Below are 16,899 nucleotides of genomic sequence, written 5' to 3'. Positions count from 1 at the left end.
CCCACTACCGTCACCCCAGCGAAGGCTGGGGTCTCAGGCGACAGTGCGATGCGGTTGAGTATGTGCCAAGCCGGACCGCCGCTTGCCCCCGCACGAGACCCCAGCCTTCGCTGGGGTGACGGGATTTTTACGTTGCCTGTCGCGTGAAGTCTCGCACAAAGTAGACAGTACGCTCTCCACCCAAACCAGACATACGCTCCGCCCCGGTCAAACGCCTGGCATTCCCGTTCAACCCAGCCTCACCCGCAATTGTCATAACCCGCGTCGCGGCACTGTCTGCGCCGCTCCTTGTCCGCCTTCTTGCGCTCCTTGCCCTCGCGCGCTTCCTGCTTGCGCATCTTGCGGCCATAATTGCGGTCGGCTTCATCCTGACTGGTGGTAGACCAGTCCACGATCTGCGATCCGGCGCGCACCGGCGCGGTCACGACGCTCGCCACCGTGCGCACGCAACCCGGCAGCGCCAACAGCAATAAGGGCGTCGCCAGCAATACCCATTTTTTCATCGTCCATTCCCGACTTGTCGTTCGCGCCTCCCTAACACGGGCGACATGAACAGCCCACTAAGAACGGCGCGAAAAGCGACGGGCCGTAGCGACGGCTCAGCCCTCGATCCGGGCCGCGAAGCCCTTGCGCAGCTTGGCGAGCTTGGGCGGGATCACCGCCATGCAATAGGGGTTCCGGTCGCCGACCCGGTCCCAATATTTCTGGTGATAATCCTCGGCGGGATACCAGGGCGCGTCGGGCTCGATCGTCGTGACGATCGGATCGGCCTGGTCCGCCTGCGCTCGTTCGATGCCCGCGCGCGCCTGCGCTTCCTGCTCCGCCGAATGGGGAAATATCGCCGACCGATATTGGGTGCCGACATCATTGCCCTGCCGGTTCAGGGTTGTGGGATTATGGGTCGCGAAGAAGATGTCGAGCAGGTCGGCATAGCTGATGATCGCCGGATCATAGGTGATGCGGATCGCTTCGGCATGGCCGGTCGCGCCCGAACAGACCTGTTCATAGGTCGGATCGGGCAACGCGCCGCCGATATAGCCGCTTTCCACGCCCTCGACGCCCTTGAGATTCTGGTAGACCGCTTCGGTGCACCAGAAGCAGCCACCGGCCAGCGTCGCGATTTCCTGCGCCATGTTCATTCCTTATCCATGTTCGACGCCACAGATAAGCATTCTCACGCCGCGGTTCCAGCCTCCGCCCGCGCCGCGTCCGCCTTGGCGCGCTCTTCGGCCACCAGTTCCTTGCGCGACAGCTTGCCCACCAGCGTCTTGGGCAGGTTCAGCCGCACCTCGACCGCGCAGACCCGCTCATGCTTGCCCAGTTGCGGATTGAGCCAGTCCATGAGCGCCCCGCCGTCCATCTCCGCGCCTTCGTTCAGGGTCACGAACGCCTTGGGCTGCTCACCGCGATAATGGTCGGGTATGCCGATCACCAGCGCCTCCTTGACCGCAGGATGGTGATACAGGACCGATTCCACCTGGCTTGGAAACACCTTGAAGCCGCCGACCGCGATCATGTCCTTCAACCGGTCTACGATCTTCACATAGCCGTCCTCGTCGATCAGGCCGACATCGCCGGTGCGGACATAGTCGCCGACGAACACTTCGGCATCGGCGTCCGGCCGGTTCCAATAGCCCTTCATGATCTGCGGCCCGGCAAAGAGCAGTTCGCCCGGTTCGCCTTCGGCCGGCGGGCGGGTCGGGTCTTCACGATCGACCAGCTTCACCCGCGTCCCTGGCACCGGCTGACCCACCGTCCCGCTCTTGTTCAACCCCTCATAGGGATTGGTGCAGACGATCGGACTGGTTTCAGTCAGGCCATAGCCTTCGATCAGTTTGGCGCCGGTCGCCGCCTCAAACTTCTGCTTCAACTCCAGCGCCAATGGCGCGCCGCCGGAAATGCAGGCCCGCAGGGAGGAGAAATCGATGTTGCGGATGGCGGGATGGTCCAGCAGCGCCTGGAACATCGTCGGCACGCCGGGCAGCGACGTCGCCTTGACCCGCTGCACAGCCGCCAGCACCTGCGCCGCGTCGAAGCGCGGCAGCATCACCATCTCGCCCCCATTCACCACCGTCCGGTTGAGCGTGCAGGTATTGGCGAAGACATGGAAGAAGGGCAGCACGGCGATGATCCGGTCCGGCTCATTGGCGTGCGGATCGATCGCCTGCGCCTGCCGCGCATTGGCGGTCAGATTCTGATGGGTCAGCATCGCCCCCTTGGGCGTGCCGGTCGTCCCGCCGGTATATTGCAGCAACGCGACGTCGTTGACCGGGTCGATCTCCGGCACGGAACACCCCCCCGCATTGGCGACCAGCCGGTCGTAGCGGATGATGCGCGGATCGTCCGGCAAGGGCGTGGACTCGCTGGCCTTGAACCAACGGAACAGCAGCGATTTGACCGGCGGCAGCATCTCGGCGACCGACCCGACGATCAGCGTCTCCAGCGCGCTATGGTCCAGCACCTGCAGCGCGGTGGGCAGCAGCGCCTTGGCCGACAGGGTGAATAAAATCTTCGTGCCGCTATCTTCGACCTGATGTTCCAGTTCGGCCGCGGTGTAGAGGGGGGAGAAGTTGACGACGATCGCGCCGGCCATCAGCGCGCCATAATAGGCCGCGACATAATGGGGGGTGTTGGGCAGATAGAGGCCGACCCGGTCGCCTTTGCGCACGCCCATGGCCTGCAAGCCGCAGGCGATCCTGCGAATTTGCTCCAGCACCGCGCCATAGCTGAAATGCCGCCCCATGAAATCGATCATCGGCGCGTCGGGGTGGGCCGTTGCGCTGTTCGTGACCATGTCGCCCATCGACAACGGGGGGAATGTCTGGTCCCAGGCCGTGGGGTGCTGATAGCGTTCTCGCCAGATTTTTTCTATGCTCTCCATGCCCGAAGTGTATGGGCACCGGGCACTTTACGCAAGCGTCAACCAACGCAAAAAGGGCCACGCGGCGTGAACCGCGCGGCCCTGAAAAATGCTGCGTCGCCGCGACTTGGAGCAAGTCGCCGATGACGCTACGGCATTACACCTCGCCCTTGTTGCTGCTGAACGGATCGAGGATCGTGGCTGTCGCCGAAATCAGGTCCGTCTCGGCCTTCAACGCCTCTTCGGCGCGGCGCACCGTCTCCTGACGCTCCCGCCGCAGTTCCTCGATCAAGGCCTCGCGGTCGCCATCCAGGCGCGAATCGGTCGGCGCCTCGATGCCCAGCTTCTTGGCCGTCTTGGCGACCAGAGCGTCCAGCTCCCGCTGCGAACACAGTCCCAGCGTCACCGGGTCTTTGGGCGTGATGTTGGAGATGTTCCAGTGAGTGCGGTCGCGGATCGCCGCGATGGTGGTGCGCGTGGTGCCGATCAGCTTGCCGATCGCGCCATCGGACACTTCGGGATGATTGCGCAGTATCCAGGCGATGCCGTCCGGCTTGTCCTGACGCTTGCTGACGGGGGTGTAACGCGGCCCCTTGGTGCGGCGGACCGGCTCAGGGCCTTTGAGCATCTTGAGCCGATAGTCGGAATTGCTCTCGCCCTTATGGATTTCCTCCATGGTGATTTCATGGGCGCGCACCGGATCGCGGCCGGTATATTTGATGCTGGCGGTGTCGTCGGCGATCGCCTGCACTTCCAAAATGTGGAGCCCGCAAAATTCCGCGATCTGGTCGAAGCTCAGGGCGCTATTGTCGATCAGCCAGCTGGCGGTCGCGTGAGGCATGAGGGGCTGGGACACGGGGTCTTCTCCGGCGTAAAAACGATAAGGGCCGCCCAAGCAGGGCGGCCACGACGGATAAGAGATAGTCGATGACGGCAGGCTGAGCAAGGAAAAGCGTCAGGCGGCGCTTTCGATCAGCGTGGCCGGGATGGCGTGCAGCCCCGCCAGGAACTCGCGCGCGCTGCGCTCCCAGCTGAAGCTGCGCCCATAGGCGGCGCAGGCGGCGCGATCGCACGGCAATGCGGCGGCGATCGCCTGCCCCAGATCCTCCGACAGCGCCCCGCATTCCGCCGTCACGATATCGACCGGCCCGGTCACCGGATAGGCCGCGACCGGCGTGCCGCAGGCCAGCGCCTCGATCATCACCAGCCCGAACGTGTCGGTGCGGCTGGGGAAGACGAACACATCCGCCCCGGCATAAGCCCCCGCCAGTTCAGCACCGAACATCGGCCCGATGAAGCGGGCCTGCGGATAGGCCCGCGCCAGCGCCGCGCGCGCCGGTCCATCGCCCACCACCACCTTGGTCCCGACATGGTCGGTGGCCAGGAACGCCTCCAAATTCTTTTCCACCGCGACCCGCCCGACATAGAGCATGATCGGGCGCGGCAGATAGGCGTAAAGCGCGGGCGGCGGCGCATCGGGGGTGAAGGCAGCCAGGTCTACGCCCCTGCCCCATGGCCGCACATTGGGCACGCCATGCGTGCGGAGTTGCTCGCGCACGGATCGGGTCGATACCAGCACCGCCTGCGCCGGCCCATGGAACCAGCGGATATAGCGCCAGAACCAGGCCGCGGGCAGGCCGGTGCGCTGCGCGACATAATCGGGGAAATGGGTGTGATAGGCGGTGGTGAACGGCACCCCGCTGCGCAGACACCAGCGCCGCGCCGCCAGGCACAGCGGGCCTTCGGTCGCCAGATGCACCGCATCGGGCTGGAACGCCGCGATCGCCTGACCCACGACGGTCGATCGCACCAGCGCCAGCCGGATTTCGGGATAGGTCGGGCAAGGAATGGAGCCATAGAGATCGGGCGAGATGACCTCGACCACATGCCCCATCTGCTCCAGTTCGGCGCGGATCGTCTGGAGCGTGCGCACCACGCCATTGACCTGCGGGCTCCAGGCGTCGGTGACGATCGCTATGCGCATGGGGATCAACTCCATCATCCCGTCAAATCCAGCATATTCCCGCGCAGGCGGGAATCCTCAAGCCGCCATCCGCGCCCGAACATCCTGCTCGCCCTGCTCCCGCCTGGCGATCTCGTCGGCCCAGTGCAGCACGTCCATCCGCCCGTCGTCATGCTCGACCAGCGCGGTGCAGCCTTCCACCCAGTCGCCGTCATTATAATAGTCGATGCCTTCGATCTCACGCATCTCGGCATTGTGGATATGGCCGCACACCACGCCGTCGACGCCGCGCGCCCCGGCCTCATGCGCCACCACCTCCTCGAAGCGGGAGATGAAGGACACCGCGTTCTTGACCTTGTGCTTGGCCATCTTGCTGAGCGACCAATAGGGCAGCCCCATCTTCTGCCGCACCGCATTGACCACGACGTTGAGCCGCATCAGCGTGGTATAGGCCGCGTCTCCCACGAAGGCGAGCCAGCGATGCGCCAGCATGATCGTGTCGAACTCGTCGCCATGCAGCACCAGCAGCTTCCGCCCGTCGGCGGTGGTGTGGATCGCCTTGCGCCGGATTTCGACGCCGCCAAAGCTCATGCCGGTGAACTGCCGGAACATCTCGTCATGATTGCCGGGGATATAGACGACCCGCGTGCCGCGCTTGGCCCGCTTCATCAGCCGCCACACCACGTCATTATGGCTGGCGGGCCAGTAGAAGCGCTTCTTCAGCCGCCAACCGTCGATGATGTCGCCGACCAGATAGATGGTGTCGCTATCCACATTGTCGAGGAAATCGATCAGCATCGCGGCATTGCAACCGCGCGTGCCGAGGTGGATGTCCGAAATCCAGATGGTGCGATAGCGGCGCCGCTGCCCTTCCCGTTCAGGGATATGGAAGCGGTCGTCCGCGCCCTCTTCCAGCTCGCTCAGGAAGGGCAGGCGCGTGATGGCGTTCATGATACGATCCCCAAAGACCAATGTCCTTGGGAGCGAATCCTTAAGCGCGCAATGTTACAGTTCCGAAGAGAATATGACGGAAATGCTACGGTTTGCGGGGCTTGACCGGAGGAGCGCGCCTCATTTGATTTGTCATGCTGAACTTGCTTCAGCATCCATCGCGCGGCACCAACCTTCCCTCGATTTGGCAAAATGGACCCTGAGCCGAAGGCCAGCGCAGCTAAACAAGTTCAGGGTGACATTTCCCTTTTATCATCCGCAGCATTAGGACGTCGGCTCACGACTTTTGGCTCATCGGGGTCAACATATCCCTTACACTCGCAGGCGGTGCACCACATTTCCCCGTCACCATCCCAGTGATAACCGATGAGATGTCCGCAACGCTTACAGCCTTCGGGTTCGCTAATGACCCCCATCAAACCACCAGCACGATCTTCCCGAAATGCTCGCCCGCATCCATCCGCGCGTGCGCCTTCGCCGCATCCGCCAGCGCGAACTTCTGGTCCATCGCCGGGCGAAGCTTCCCCTCGCCCACGAACGACCACACCGTCCGCATCAGCTCATCCGCGACCAGGCTCTTGAAGCCCACCGACCGCGCCCGCAGCGTCGATCCGGTGATGGTCAACCGCTTACTCATGATCGCCGGGATGAAGATTTCCGCCTTCGGCCCGCCCAGCACCGCTATCGACACATGCCGTCCATCCTCGGCCAGGCAGGACAGGTTACGCGGCACATAATCGCCGCCGACCATGTCGAGCACCGCCTGCACCCCCTGCCCGCCGGTGATCGTCTTCACTTCCTCGACATAGTCCTGCGTCTTGTAATTGACCGCATGGTCCGCGCCCCACGCCTTGGCCTGTGCGCATTTCTCGTCCGACCCGCAGGTCACGATCACGCGCACGTCGAACAGGTTGCACAAGCGGATCGCCATCGTGCCGATGCCGCTGGTCCCGCCATGGACCAGCACCGTATCGCCGCCCACCGCATAGGCGCGCTCGAATAAATTGGTCCACACGGTGAACAGCGTTTCAGGCAACGCCGCCGCCTCGGCCAGATCATAATCGTCGGGCAGCGGCAGGCATTGCCCCGCCGGCGCCACCGCATATTCGGCATAGCCGCCGCCCGCCAGCAGCGCGCAGACCTTCTGCCCCACCAGCTTATCCGCGCCGCTGCCGGCCGCCACGATGGTTCCGGCCACCTCCAGCCCCGGAATGTCCGAAGCCCCCGGCGGCGGCGGATATTTGCCCTGCCGTTGCAGCACGTCGGGCCGATTGACGCCCGCAGCGGCCACGCGGATCAGCACCTCGCCCGCGCCCGGCACCGGCACCGGCCGCCGTTCCGGCACCAGCGCTTCCGGCCCGCCCGGCGTGGGAATCGCGATCGCCGTCATTTCGCGCGCTATTGCGTCCACATCCGCCATCTTACTGTCCCCGGTGATTAACCATGTTGCACCGCACCAGAAATCGACGGACGGAGCCAGCGCCCTTATTGACAGAGTGGCCCGCAGGGTCAACATTGGCGTCATGGACTTGGATGACGATCTGCCGAACAAGGGAGATGATCCTCTGGCCCGCCTGCTCAGGCAGGATCTGGGGCCTTTGTCCGTTGCCGAACTGGACGCCCGCATCCGCGCTCTGGAAACGGAAATCGCGCGCACCAGATCGACAAAAGAAAACGCCGTTAACCATAAGGCAAGTGCCGAGGCGTTATTCAGGCGATGAACCCGCGCCGTGCCCCCTGCGCCGATAAGGGCGCCATTGGGCTTGGGCAGTCAGGCAATTCCGCTGGTCAGGGCCATGGCCTTGATCCCGCGTCGAGCAATGCCGACATATGGTTCGATACCGCCCCTCTTTGGGGCCAGGAGTAGAACAGACATGCCTTCTTTCGCACCCGCTCTGGAAACCACCCTGCACAATGCGCTGACCCATGCGTCGGAGCGCAAGCATGAATATGCCACGCTGGAGCATCTGCTTCTGGCGCTGATTGATGACGAACATGCGTCAAAGGTGATGCAGGCGTGCGGCGTGGAAATCGGCGAACTGGGCGACGCCGTCACCCAGTATCTCGATACCGAACTCGACAGCCTGAAGGTCGAGGGGTCCAGCGATCCTTCCCCCACCAGCGGTTTCCAGCGCGTGGTTCAACGCGCCATCCTCCATGTCCAGTCGTCCGGCAAGGATGAGGTGACGGGCGCCAATGTGCTCGTCGCGCTCTTCTCCGAACGCGAATCCTATGCCGTCTATTTCCTGCAACAGCAGGATATGAGCCGCCTCGATGCCGTGAGCTTCATCAGCCATGGCGTCGGCAAGGGCACGCCCACGCCCGAGCGTCAGGAGACAAAGGGCGCTTCCGAGGAGGAAAAGAAGGTGCAGGACGGCAAGGCCAAGAAGGACAGCGCCCTCGAACAGTTCACCGTCAACCTCAACGAGAAAGCGGGCCGGGGCAAGGTCGATCCGCTGATCGGCCGCACTGCCGAAGTGGATCGCACGATCCAGATCCTGTGCCGCCGGTCCAAGAACAACCCGCTCTATGTCGGCGATCCGGGCGTGGGCAAGACTGCGATCGCGGAAGGTCTGGCGCGCAAGATCGTCGAGGGCGAAGTGCCCGACGTGCTCAAGGAAGCGGTCATCTACTCGCTCGACATGGGCGCGCTGCTGGCCGGCACCCGCTATCGCGGCGATTTCGAGGAACGATTGAAGGCCGTCGTCACCGAACTGGAAAAGATGCCGCACGCGGTCCTCTTCATCGATGAGATTCACACCGTGATCGGCGCTGGCGCGACCAGTGGCGGCGCGATGGATGCGTCGAACCTGCTGAAACCCGCTCTGTCGGGCGGCACGATCCGCTGCATCGGATCGACCACCTACAAGGAATTCCGCAACCATTTCGAAAAGGATCGTGCGCTGCTGCGGCGCTTCCAGAAGATCGACGTGAACGAACCCACGATCGAGGATACGATCAAGATTCTCGCCGGCCTGCGCACCGCGTTCGAGGAGCATCACCACGTCAAATATACGCCCGACGCGATCAAGGCGGCGGTGGAGTTGTCGGCGCGCTACATCAACGACCGGAAATTGCCCGACAAGGCGATCGACGTAATCGACGAGGTCGGCGCCATGCAGATGCTCGTGGTGCCGTCCAAGCGCAAGAAGACGATCACGCCCAAGGAGATCGAGCAGGTCATCGCGACCATGGCCCGCATCCCGCCCAAGACTGTGTCGTCCGACGACAAGACCGTGCTCAGTTCCCTGACTACGGACTTGAAGCGCGTCGTCTTCGGTCAGGACAAGGCGATCGAGGTGCTGTCCTCCGCGATCAAGCTGTCGCGCGCGGGCCTGCGGGATCCCGACAAGCCGATCGGCAACTATCTTTTCTCCGGCCCCACCGGCGTCGGCAAGACGGAGGTCGCGCGCCAGCTCGCATCGATCATGGGCATCCCGCTCCAGCGTTTCGACATGTCGGAATATATGGAACGCCATTCGGTCAGCCGTCTGATCGGCGCGCCTCCGGGCTATGTCGGCTATGACCAGGGCGGCCTGCTGACCGACGCCGTCGACCAGCAACCGCATAGCGTGCTGTTGCTCGATGAGATCGAGAAGGCGCATCCCGACCTGTTCAACATCCTCTTGCAGGTGATGGATAATGGCCGCCTGACCGATCATCACGGCAAGACCGTCGATTTCCGCAACACCATCCTCATCATGACCACCAATGCCGGTGCGTCGGACATGGCGAAGGAAAGCATCGGTTTCGGCGAATTTACCCGCGAAGATGTGCAGGAGGATGCGGTGAAGAAACTCTTCACCCCCGAATTCCGCAACCGCCTCGATGCAATCGTGCCGTTCGACTATCTGCCGACCGAAGTGGTGGCCCGCGTCATCGACAAGTTCGTGCTGCAACTGGAACTGCAACTGGCCGACCGCGACGTTCACATCACCCTGGATCAGGATGCCAAGGACTGGCTGACCAAGAAGGGCTATGACAAGCTGTACGGCGCCCGTCCGATGGGCCGCCTGATGCAGGAAAAAATCAAGCAGCCGCTGGCCGAAGAACTGTTGTTCGGCAAGCTGGTCCATGGCGGCGAGGTCCATGTCCATATGAAGGACGAAGCTTTGGCCTTCCAGATCACCCCTGCGGCGCCCAAAAAGGGCAAGAAGGGCGGGAAGGCCAAGACGACCGAAGGCACGAAATAAGCGCCTTCCAGCAAGATAAAGAAGGGCGGCCCGCAACGGCCGCCCTTTCTATTTGCCCTTCTCCCCGCGGGGAGAAGGATACGCAGCCTCAAGCGCGCAGCGCGTTAGGCGAAGTTGGATGAGGGGGGAAAGCCACTCGCGGACTTGAACGCCTGCTTTCGCCGACACACCGCAAGATGAACCTAACCCCATGACCCAGCCGACCGAATCCATCCTCCTCCTCCACGGCTTCGGCGGTCACCCGCTCCAGACCACCCTCCTCGCCCGCCGCCTCCACGCTGCCGGCTACACCGTCGCGAACATCGGCTACCCTAGCTGGCGCTGGCCGATCGACCGCATGCTGGCGCATCTCCACCAGCGTATCACCGCCGCTCCCGCCTACACCGCCCACCGCCTCCATTGCGTCGGCCACTCGATGGGCGGCCTGCTACTGCGCGCCTATCTCGCCCGCCACCGTCCTGCCCATCTCGGCCGCGTCGTCATGCTCGGCACGCCCAACAGCGGCAGCGAACTGGCAGATCTCCTCTATCGTTTGCGCCTTGATCGCCCGATCCTCAACAATTCGGGGGCGCTCCTGCGCACCCGACGCGACGCCGCGACACATGCGCTGTTCGGCCCGATCGACTATCCTCTCGGCATTATAGCCGGCGACCGCCCGATGATCAGCGCGCTCTCCCACCTCGTCTTCCGCGCACCCAATGATGGCAAGGTCAGCGTCGCCGCTACGCACCTGCCCGGCCAGACCGATCATCTCGTTCTTCCCGTCGCCCATACCGCCATGATCTACCGCCGTCCGGTCACCGACCAGATCACGCATTTTCTGCGCCATGGTCAGTTCGAACGACCCTCCCCGGCCGCCTGAATCTCTGCTACAAGCGCCCATCCCAGAAAAAAGGTCGCATCTCTTCCGTAACGATCAAGGAACAGATGTTGTGCGCAAACTCCTGACTTCGCGCCCCGCTCGCGGCGCGTTTCTGCTTGCATCCTTCACCCTCCTCGCCGCCCCCGGCACCAGCCAGCAGGCGTCCGGCCCCATCGCCCGCTACACGATCGACGCTGGCACAATGTCCGGCATGGCCGCCATGGCCGGTGGTGGAGGCGGCATGGGCGCGGCCATGGGCATGATAATGGGCGGCGGCCGCAACCAGCCGCTCCACGAACTCGTCCTGCGCCTCGGCTCCACCCGCGCGCCCACCAGCGGCGCGCCCGCGGCCGACCATTTCCTGCCTGCCACCGCTGGCCTGGGCGCTTCGGTCCCGCTCGTCACCCCGCGCGTCATCCCCAGCGACGACCAGCCCATCCCCGGCGAACGCCCCAGGGGCCGCCTGCTCATCTATTGGGGCTGCGGCGCGACGCCCGGCCCCGGCCAGCCGGTCGTGATCGACTTCGCCAAGGTTGCGAAGGGTCAGATGCCCCCCGGCCTCTACATGAGCGGCGCATCGATTCCACAGGAATGGCAAATCCGCGCCTCGAACAGCAAGACCTATGGCGACTGGCCCAACGGCCAGACCCGTAAGACCGTCCCCGCCAACAGCTCCCTGCTCGGCGACCATCGCATCGCCGGCAATTACAGCCCCGACATCGCCTTCACCCTGAGACAGGATTTCATGCCCGCCATCACCGGCGCCGCCCGGCAGATCGCCGGTGGCGCCACGATCATTAGCTGGAACAGCCTGCCCCAGGCGACCGGCTATTATGCATGGGCCTTCGGCGCGCAGGGCAATGGCGACATGGTCTGGTGGGCGTCTTCCGCCACCCAGGCGTTCGGCGGCCCGGTCTGGGACTGGATGTCGCCCGCCGCCGTGCAAAAGATGATCGCGCAGAAAATCGTCATGCCGCCCAGCCAGACCAGTTGCACCGTCCCCGCCGCGGTCACCCAGGCGGGCGGAGAGATGCTGATGGGCAGCCTCTACGCCTATGGTCCCGAAGCGAACTTCGCCTACCCGCCCCGCCCCGCAGATCCCAAGATCGCCTGGAAGCCGGAATGGATCGCCCGCGTCCGCTATCGCGCCAACACAATGTGGATGCTGAACGGCCCGGACATGGGGGACATGATGAGCCAGGCCGACGACGCGGATGAAGGCGACGAACCCGCGCCCCAGCCGAAGAAAAACAAGTGTCGTGGCGGCTTGGGCGGGATGCTCGGCGGCGCCATGGGTGTGGGCTGCTGATCGAAACGGGGTGGCGCTCGGCCCGTCCGTGCGCCACCCTTGCCGCCTTGCGATTCAGGAGCGCGTCATGACCCAAGAGCTGATTTTCTACACCAACCCCATGTCGCGCGGGCAGATCGCCCGCTGGATGCTGGAGGAGGTCGGCGCGTCCTATGAAACGGTCGTCCTCGATTATGCCGCGTCGATGAAGGCGCCCGACTATCTGGCGATCAACCCGATGGGCAAGGTGCCGGCCATCGTCCATGGCGGCCGGATCGTCACCGAATGCGCCGCCATCTGCGCCTATCTGGCCGACGCCTTCCCGGCCGCCAACCTCGCCCCGCCCCCGGCCGATCGCCATGCCTATTATCGCTGGCTCTTCTTCGCCGCCGGCCCGGTCGAAGCCGCCGTCACCAACAAGGCGATGGGCTTCGCCCTGCCCGAAGGGCGCGAGCGCACAGCGGGCTATGGCAGGTTCGAAGACACGATCGATGCGCTGGAAACCGCGATATCGGGTGACGCCTGGATCTGCGGTGACCAATTCACCGCCGCCGACGTTTATGTCGGCTCGCAGATCGACTGGGGCATCAGCTTCCAGTCCATCCCTAGTCGCCCCGTTTTCGAAGCCTATGCCGCCCGCCTGCGCGACCGCCCCGCCTATAAGCGGCAGAAAGAAATAGACGGCGCCCTGATCGCCGCGATGCAGAAAGAGGGCTGAGCCACCCCTCCACTCGCTTCGAGCGCAGTCGAGAAGCGGCTGGCGCTTCCCATGCGTTGTTCGACTGCGCTCGAAACGACCGGCCATTGTCTCATCAACGAAAAGGCCCGGCGGATCGCTCCGCCGGGCCTTTTATACGCACAAGTCCGCAAGGATCAGCGACGATCGCCGAACAGGCGCAGCAGGAACATGAACATGTTGATGAAGTCGAGATAGAGGTTCAACGCTCCCATCACCACCGACTTGCCCATCATGTCGGTGCCCGCGACCTGCGCATAAATGCTCTTGATCTTCTGCGTGTCATAGGCGGTCAGACCCGCGAACAGCAGCACGCCGACGCCGCTGATGACCAGGCTCATCGCATTCGATTGCATGAAGATGTTGATCAGGCTCGCCACCAGCAGACCGACCACGCCCATGATCAGGAAGGTGCCGAAACCCGACAGATCCTTCTTGGTGGTGTAGCCCCACAGGCTCAACCCCGCAAAGGCCGCTGCCGTCGCAAAGAACGTCTGCGCGATCGACGTGCCGGTATAGGCCAGGAAGATGTAGGACAACGATACGCCCATCACCGCCGCATAGGCCCAGAACAGGCCCTGCGCCGCCACGGTGGACAGGCGATTAATCCCGAAACTCAGCACCATAACGAACAGCAAAGGCGCGAACATCACGATATATTTCAGGATGCCGGGGCCGGTGAACACGGACGCCGCCATGCCGCTCGATGCGAACAGCAGCGCGACGACGCCCGTCAGCAGCACGCCGCTCGCCATATAATTATAGACCGACAGCATATAGCTGCGAAGCCCGGCGTCGAACGCCTCGCCGCGCGCAGCGGTGGCGCCGCCAAAGCCCGCAATGTCGGAACGGGGGTCGGACCAGTTGGCCATGAAAATCGTCTCCTTCACCGGCATGTCTTGCCGGTATTCCTATTATCGGCGCATTGGTCGCATGATTCAAGCCAAACCGGCACGAGCGGTGACGGATCGCGTCGATCATCCTATATCGGCCCCATGCACCGCCTGTTCGTCGCCATCCGCCCGCCCGCCGATCAGCGCGCCCACCTCCTGTCCCTGATGGACGGGGTCGATGGCGCACGGTGGCAAAGCGACGATCAACTGCACCTGACGCTGCGCTTCATCGGCGCAGTCGACCGCCACCGCGCCAACGACATCGCCGACGCGCTGGGCGCGATCCGCTTCGCCCCGTTCGACGTCCATCTGACAGGCGTCGGCGCGTTCGACCGCAAGGGCGTGGTCGATACGCTCTGGGCCGGCGTGAAGCCGCGCGATCCGTTGGCCGCGCTGCATCGGAAAATCGACCGCGCCTGCGTGTCCATCGGCCTGTCGCCCGAAAGCCGCGCCTATCTCCCCCATGTCACCCTTGCCCGCTTCGGCCGATCAGGCGGCCTGATCGACCCCTTCCTGGCCCGCCACGCCGCCCTCAACCGCGCGCCCTTCAGGGTCGATCGCTTCACCCTGTTCGAAAGCCGGCTGGGTCAGCAGGGCGCGATCTATCACGCGATAGCGGACTACCTCGCCAACGGCGCGGCGCGACCGCCGCTGGATTGACGGTCCGCCCATCGCAAAAGCGCCCCGAACCCGAAGGTCCAGAGCGCTTCCTTTGCTCCTATCGCGGAGCCTGAAGTCGTCATGGCTTGACGATGCGGCGTCAACAGCCAGCGTGCGCATGAGTTTACAGCAACACGCCCTGACGCGCTCAACCCGCCGCCAGCACCCCGCACGCCACGCGGCCACCGGCATTGCCGGCCGGATCGCTCTTATTGTCGTCGGCCTGCGCATGAACCACCACCGCCGCGCCATCGGCATCGAGCAGAGGCGTCGCCCCCTCGCCGATCATCGCGTCGGCGATATGATATTCGATCGCGCCGGCGCCATCCGGTCCCACCGTCATATTGGGCATGTCGCCCATATGCATTCCGGCGGGATTATCCTTGCCATGCTGGCGCGCAGTCGGGTTCCAGTGGCCGCCGGCGCTGGCGAAGTCTGGCGCGGCGCACTGGCCGGTGGTGTGGATATGCACCGCGTGGATGCCGGGCGTCAGCCCCATCGCCTTGACCACGACATGCAACCCGTCGGCCGCCTGCGTCACCGTCGCCATGCCGCGCGCCGATCCGTCGGCGGCCGCCAGCTTGGCCGAAGCCGTCGGCGCGGCGCTGGCGGTTCCCGTCGTGGTGGCGCAGGCCGACGCGGCGAGGACGATCGGCAAGGCGGTGAGAAGCGGAAGAATTTTCATGGATAGCTCCCAGAAAAGGGCAAGATAAGGCGCTAACGCCGCTGGAGCGCTTTTGTTGCCCAACCGCACCAATTTGTCACCGCCCTTCTGACAAGCTTTCGCAAGAAGCTGGATCAGGATCACAACCCGGTTCACTTACATCGCCGAAGCGGTCGTCTGCTTCCATGAACCCATCCTGGCGGGGCAAATGGTGACGTCGGATAGGTCGGGTTGACCGTTGATGGCCGGAACCTGTTCGATGTCGGGGAACTGGCCGCCGGCGGACAGTATCGCAAGGTCATGAGCGACGTCGGCTTGACGGCGACAGAACCGGCCATCCCCTCGCCGCGCCATGGCGCGGGATCGACGCTTCGGCAACAGCCCCATCATCTCGCCGGCCGGCCCTAGACCACGCGCCGTTCGGCCATGCCACGGCCTTGCATAATTGATGACCGGACATCGGACCGAACGTGGCGCGTCGGGGCTTCGCAATCACCTGAGCAATCGATGCCGGCCAGACAATCTTCTCTTGGCGCCGCGCAAAGAAAAAGGGGCTGGTCCTGCGACCAGCCCCCCATTCTATTTCCATTCCGAGGAATGGAAATCGGCTTACATGCCCGCGCCGGGACCGTAGCTGATTTCCACGCGACGGTTCTGGACTTCGCGAACGCCGTCTGCGGTATCGACGCGCGGCTTCGATTCACCGAAGGCCTGGGTGGTGATGACACCATCAGGGATACCCTTCGAGGCCAGATAGGCCTTGGTCGAGTCAGCGCGGCGCTGCGAGAGGCCGACGTTGTAGGAAGCAGCGCCCGAACGGTCAGCGTGACCGGCCAGCATGACCTGTGCGCTGCCGCAGCTGCTGTAGGCCGAAACCGCGTTGTCCAGGATGGTGGCGGCATCAGGCGTGATGTCCGACTTGTCCCATTCGAAGAACACGATGTACGGGCCAGGGTTGCATTCGGCAACCGGCGGCGGCGGAGCCGTTTCGCCACCGAAGTTGTAGGTCAGGCCGAGCAGCAGGCTGTGCGTGCGCAGCTTGGTGTCGCCGGTCGAACCCGCTTCGCCGTAGATGCTCTGATAAGCCGGGATGACCTTGATGTCGTCCTGGTTGAAGAAGCGATACTTCAGCGAGACATCGACATTGTTGGTGACGGGGTAACGAACGCCCGCAATCGCCTGCCAGGCGAAACCGGTGTCGCTGTCGTTCACGATGTCCGAAGCCAGCTTGCCGCGCGATACGCCGACACCGCCGCCGACGAAGCCCTGCAGGCCGTCATCGGGACCGAAGTCCAGCAAACCGTTCAGCATGAACGACAAAGCCGAAGCTGCGCCGCCGAAGCCGCCGCCGGTCTTGTCGAAATCGATCTTGGCGCGCTTGTAGGCCGCTTCGGCCTCCAGGCGGAAGCCGCCGAAGTCGTAGCCGATGTTGGCGTCGAAATCATAGCCCTTATGGTAGTCGATCGAAGGAACGACCGAACCGCCGGGAGGAATGGACGAGAAGGTGAGGTCCTGGTCTTCGACGAGCAGGACGCCGGCGTCGACGCCGACATACCAGCTATTGTCACGCGCCATGGCCGGGGTGGCCAGGACGGTGGTCGCAAGCGCAGCCGCGAGGGCAAGCTTCCGCATTTGAATTCCCCTTTCAAGAGTGTCACGAAGGACTGCTGAAACCCTGTATTCGCAAGAAGGTTTCATGGCAAGTCCACAATTAGTGAAACCGTTGCAAAAATAACGCACTAGCCCGGCTTTCACAGCTTTACCAAGCTAATGTGGAGGAATCCTAGACTATTGACGCGGGCCTGCAACAAGAAATGCGCAGGCCCGTA

The 16,899-nt window shown here is 63.8% G+C and carries 17 protein-coding genes; 7 read left to right on the top strand and 10 right to left on the bottom strand.

The window, feature by feature from the left end; translation table 11 throughout:
* Positions 1 to 239: 239 nt before the first annotated feature.
* The 7 genes from V473_RS05210 to V473_RS05180 form a co-directional block, all read right to left on the bottom strand.
* Positions 240 to 503: a hypothetical protein gene (locus V473_RS05210; protein ID WP_066601248.1), complete on the bottom strand. Its 264-nt coding sequence runs from the start codon at positions 501 to 503 to the stop codon at positions 240 to 242.
* Positions 504 to 599: 96 nt separating this feature from the next.
* Positions 600 to 1,133, bottom strand: a complete 534-nt coding sequence (msrA, locus tag V473_RS05205; protein WP_066605100.1) for a peptide-methionine (S)-S-oxide reductase MsrA — start codon at positions 1,131 to 1,133, stop codon at positions 600 to 602.
* Between the two features lie 41 nt (positions 1,134 to 1,174).
* Complete coding sequence (locus V473_RS05200) at positions 1,175 to 2,881, bottom strand: long-chain-fatty-acid--CoA ligase (protein ID WP_066601246.1); 1,707 nt, start codon at positions 2,879 to 2,881, stop codon at positions 1,175 to 1,177.
* A 136-nt stretch (positions 2,882 to 3,017) separates the two neighbouring features.
* A complete protein-coding gene (locus V473_RS05195; protein WP_066601244.1) occupies positions 3,018 to 3,701 on the bottom strand; it encodes a DUF1013 domain-containing protein in 684 nt (227 codons plus the stop codon).
* A 114-nt stretch (positions 3,702 to 3,815) separates the two neighbouring features.
* Positions 3,816 to 4,844 (bottom strand): glycosyltransferase family 4 protein, encoded by a 1,029-nt coding sequence (locus tag V473_RS05190; protein WP_066605097.1) that lies wholly within the window; start codon positions 4,842 to 4,844, stop codon positions 3,816 to 3,818.
* Positions 4,845 to 4,901: 57 nt separating this feature from the next.
* Positions 4,902 to 5,774, bottom strand: a complete 873-nt coding sequence (locus tag V473_RS05185) for a UDP-2,3-diacylglucosamine diphosphatase (RefSeq protein ID WP_066601239.1) — start codon at positions 5,772 to 5,774, stop codon at positions 4,902 to 4,904.
* 415 nt (positions 5,775 to 6,189) lie between these two features.
* Positions 6,190 to 7,194 carry an NAD(P)H-quinone oxidoreductase gene (locus tag V473_RS05180; RefSeq protein WP_066601232.1) on the bottom strand — a complete coding sequence of 335 codons (1,005 nt, stop codon included), beginning with the start codon at positions 7,192 to 7,194 and terminating at the stop codon, positions 6,190 to 6,192.
* A 103-nt stretch (positions 7,195 to 7,297) separates the two neighbouring features.
* Between V473_RS05180 and V473_RS22770 the strand changes: the two genes are divergently transcribed.
* The 5 genes from V473_RS22770 (at position 7,298) to V473_RS05155 (ending at position 12,835) form a co-directional block, all read left to right on the top strand.
* Complete coding sequence (locus V473_RS22770) at positions 7,298 to 7,495, top strand: DUF1192 domain-containing protein (protein ID WP_082679100.1); 198 nt, start codon at positions 7,298 to 7,300, stop codon at positions 7,493 to 7,495.
* Between the two features lie 153 nt (positions 7,496 to 7,648).
* Positions 7,649 to 9,967 (top strand): ATP-dependent Clp protease ATP-binding subunit ClpA, encoded by a 2,319-nt coding sequence (gene clpA, locus V473_RS05170; RefSeq protein WP_066601228.1) that lies wholly within the window; start codon positions 7,649 to 7,651, stop codon positions 9,965 to 9,967.
* A gap of 190 nt (positions 9,968 to 10,157) precedes the next feature.
* Positions 10,158 to 10,829: an alpha/beta fold hydrolase gene (locus V473_RS05165; RefSeq protein WP_066601226.1), complete on the top strand. Its 672-nt coding sequence runs from the start codon at positions 10,158 to 10,160 to the stop codon at positions 10,827 to 10,829.
* 70 nt (positions 10,830 to 10,899) lie between these two features.
* Positions 10,900 to 12,138, top strand: a complete 1,239-nt coding sequence (locus tag V473_RS05160; protein ID WP_066601224.1) for a hypothetical protein — start codon at positions 10,900 to 10,902, stop codon at positions 12,136 to 12,138.
* A 67-nt stretch (positions 12,139 to 12,205) separates the two neighbouring features.
* Entirely contained in the window at positions 12,206 to 12,835 is a 630-nt protein-coding gene (locus V473_RS05155; RefSeq protein WP_066601223.1) for a glutathione S-transferase family protein, read from the top strand.
* Positions 12,836 to 12,990: 155 nt separating this feature from the next.
* Here V473_RS05155 and V473_RS05150 read toward each other — a convergent pair whose 3' ends face one another.
* The gene (locus tag V473_RS05150; RefSeq protein ID WP_066605094.1) at positions 12,991 to 13,725 is read right to left on the bottom strand and encodes a Bax inhibitor-1/YccA family protein; all 735 of its coding nucleotides are present in this window, start codon (positions 13,723 to 13,725) and stop codon (positions 12,991 to 12,993) included.
* Positions 13,726 to 13,848: 123 nt separating this feature from the next.
* Between V473_RS05150 and thpR the strand changes: the two genes are divergently transcribed.
* Positions 13,849 to 14,406: an RNA 2',3'-cyclic phosphodiesterase gene (thpR, locus tag V473_RS05145; protein WP_066601221.1), complete on the top strand. Its 558-nt coding sequence runs from the start codon at positions 13,849 to 13,851 to the stop codon at positions 14,404 to 14,406.
* 148 nt (positions 14,407 to 14,554) lie between these two features.
* On the opposite strand, the gene V473_RS05140 is transcribed toward thpR, so the two are convergent.
* Positions 14,555 to 15,091 (bottom strand): superoxide dismutase family protein, encoded by a 537-nt coding sequence (locus V473_RS05140; RefSeq protein ID WP_066601220.1) that lies wholly within the window; start codon positions 15,089 to 15,091, stop codon positions 14,555 to 14,557.
* Between the two features lie 210 nt (positions 15,092 to 15,301).
* On the opposite strand from V473_RS05140, the gene V473_RS24005 reads away from it, so the two are divergent.
* Complete coding sequence (locus V473_RS24005) at positions 15,302 to 15,478, top strand: hypothetical protein (protein ID WP_169793912.1); 177 nt, start codon at positions 15,302 to 15,304, stop codon at positions 15,476 to 15,478.
* A gap of 201 nt (positions 15,479 to 15,679) precedes the next feature.
* Here the strand turns inward: V473_RS24005 and V473_RS05135 are convergent, their stop codons facing one another.
* Entirely contained in the window at positions 15,680 to 16,702 is a 1,023-nt protein-coding gene (locus tag V473_RS05135; protein WP_066601219.1) for an OmpA family protein, read from the bottom strand.
* Positions 16,703 to 16,899: the final 197 nt, after the last annotated feature.

The sequence above is a fragment of the Sphingobium cupriresistens LL01 genome (assembly GCF_001046645.1).
Taxonomy (GTDB): domain Bacteria; phylum Pseudomonadota; class Alphaproteobacteria; order Sphingomonadales; family Sphingomonadaceae; genus Sphingobium; species Sphingobium cupriresistens.
Note: the sequence above shows the minus strand (reverse complement) of the source record. Positions and strands in the feature narration are given on the sequence as shown.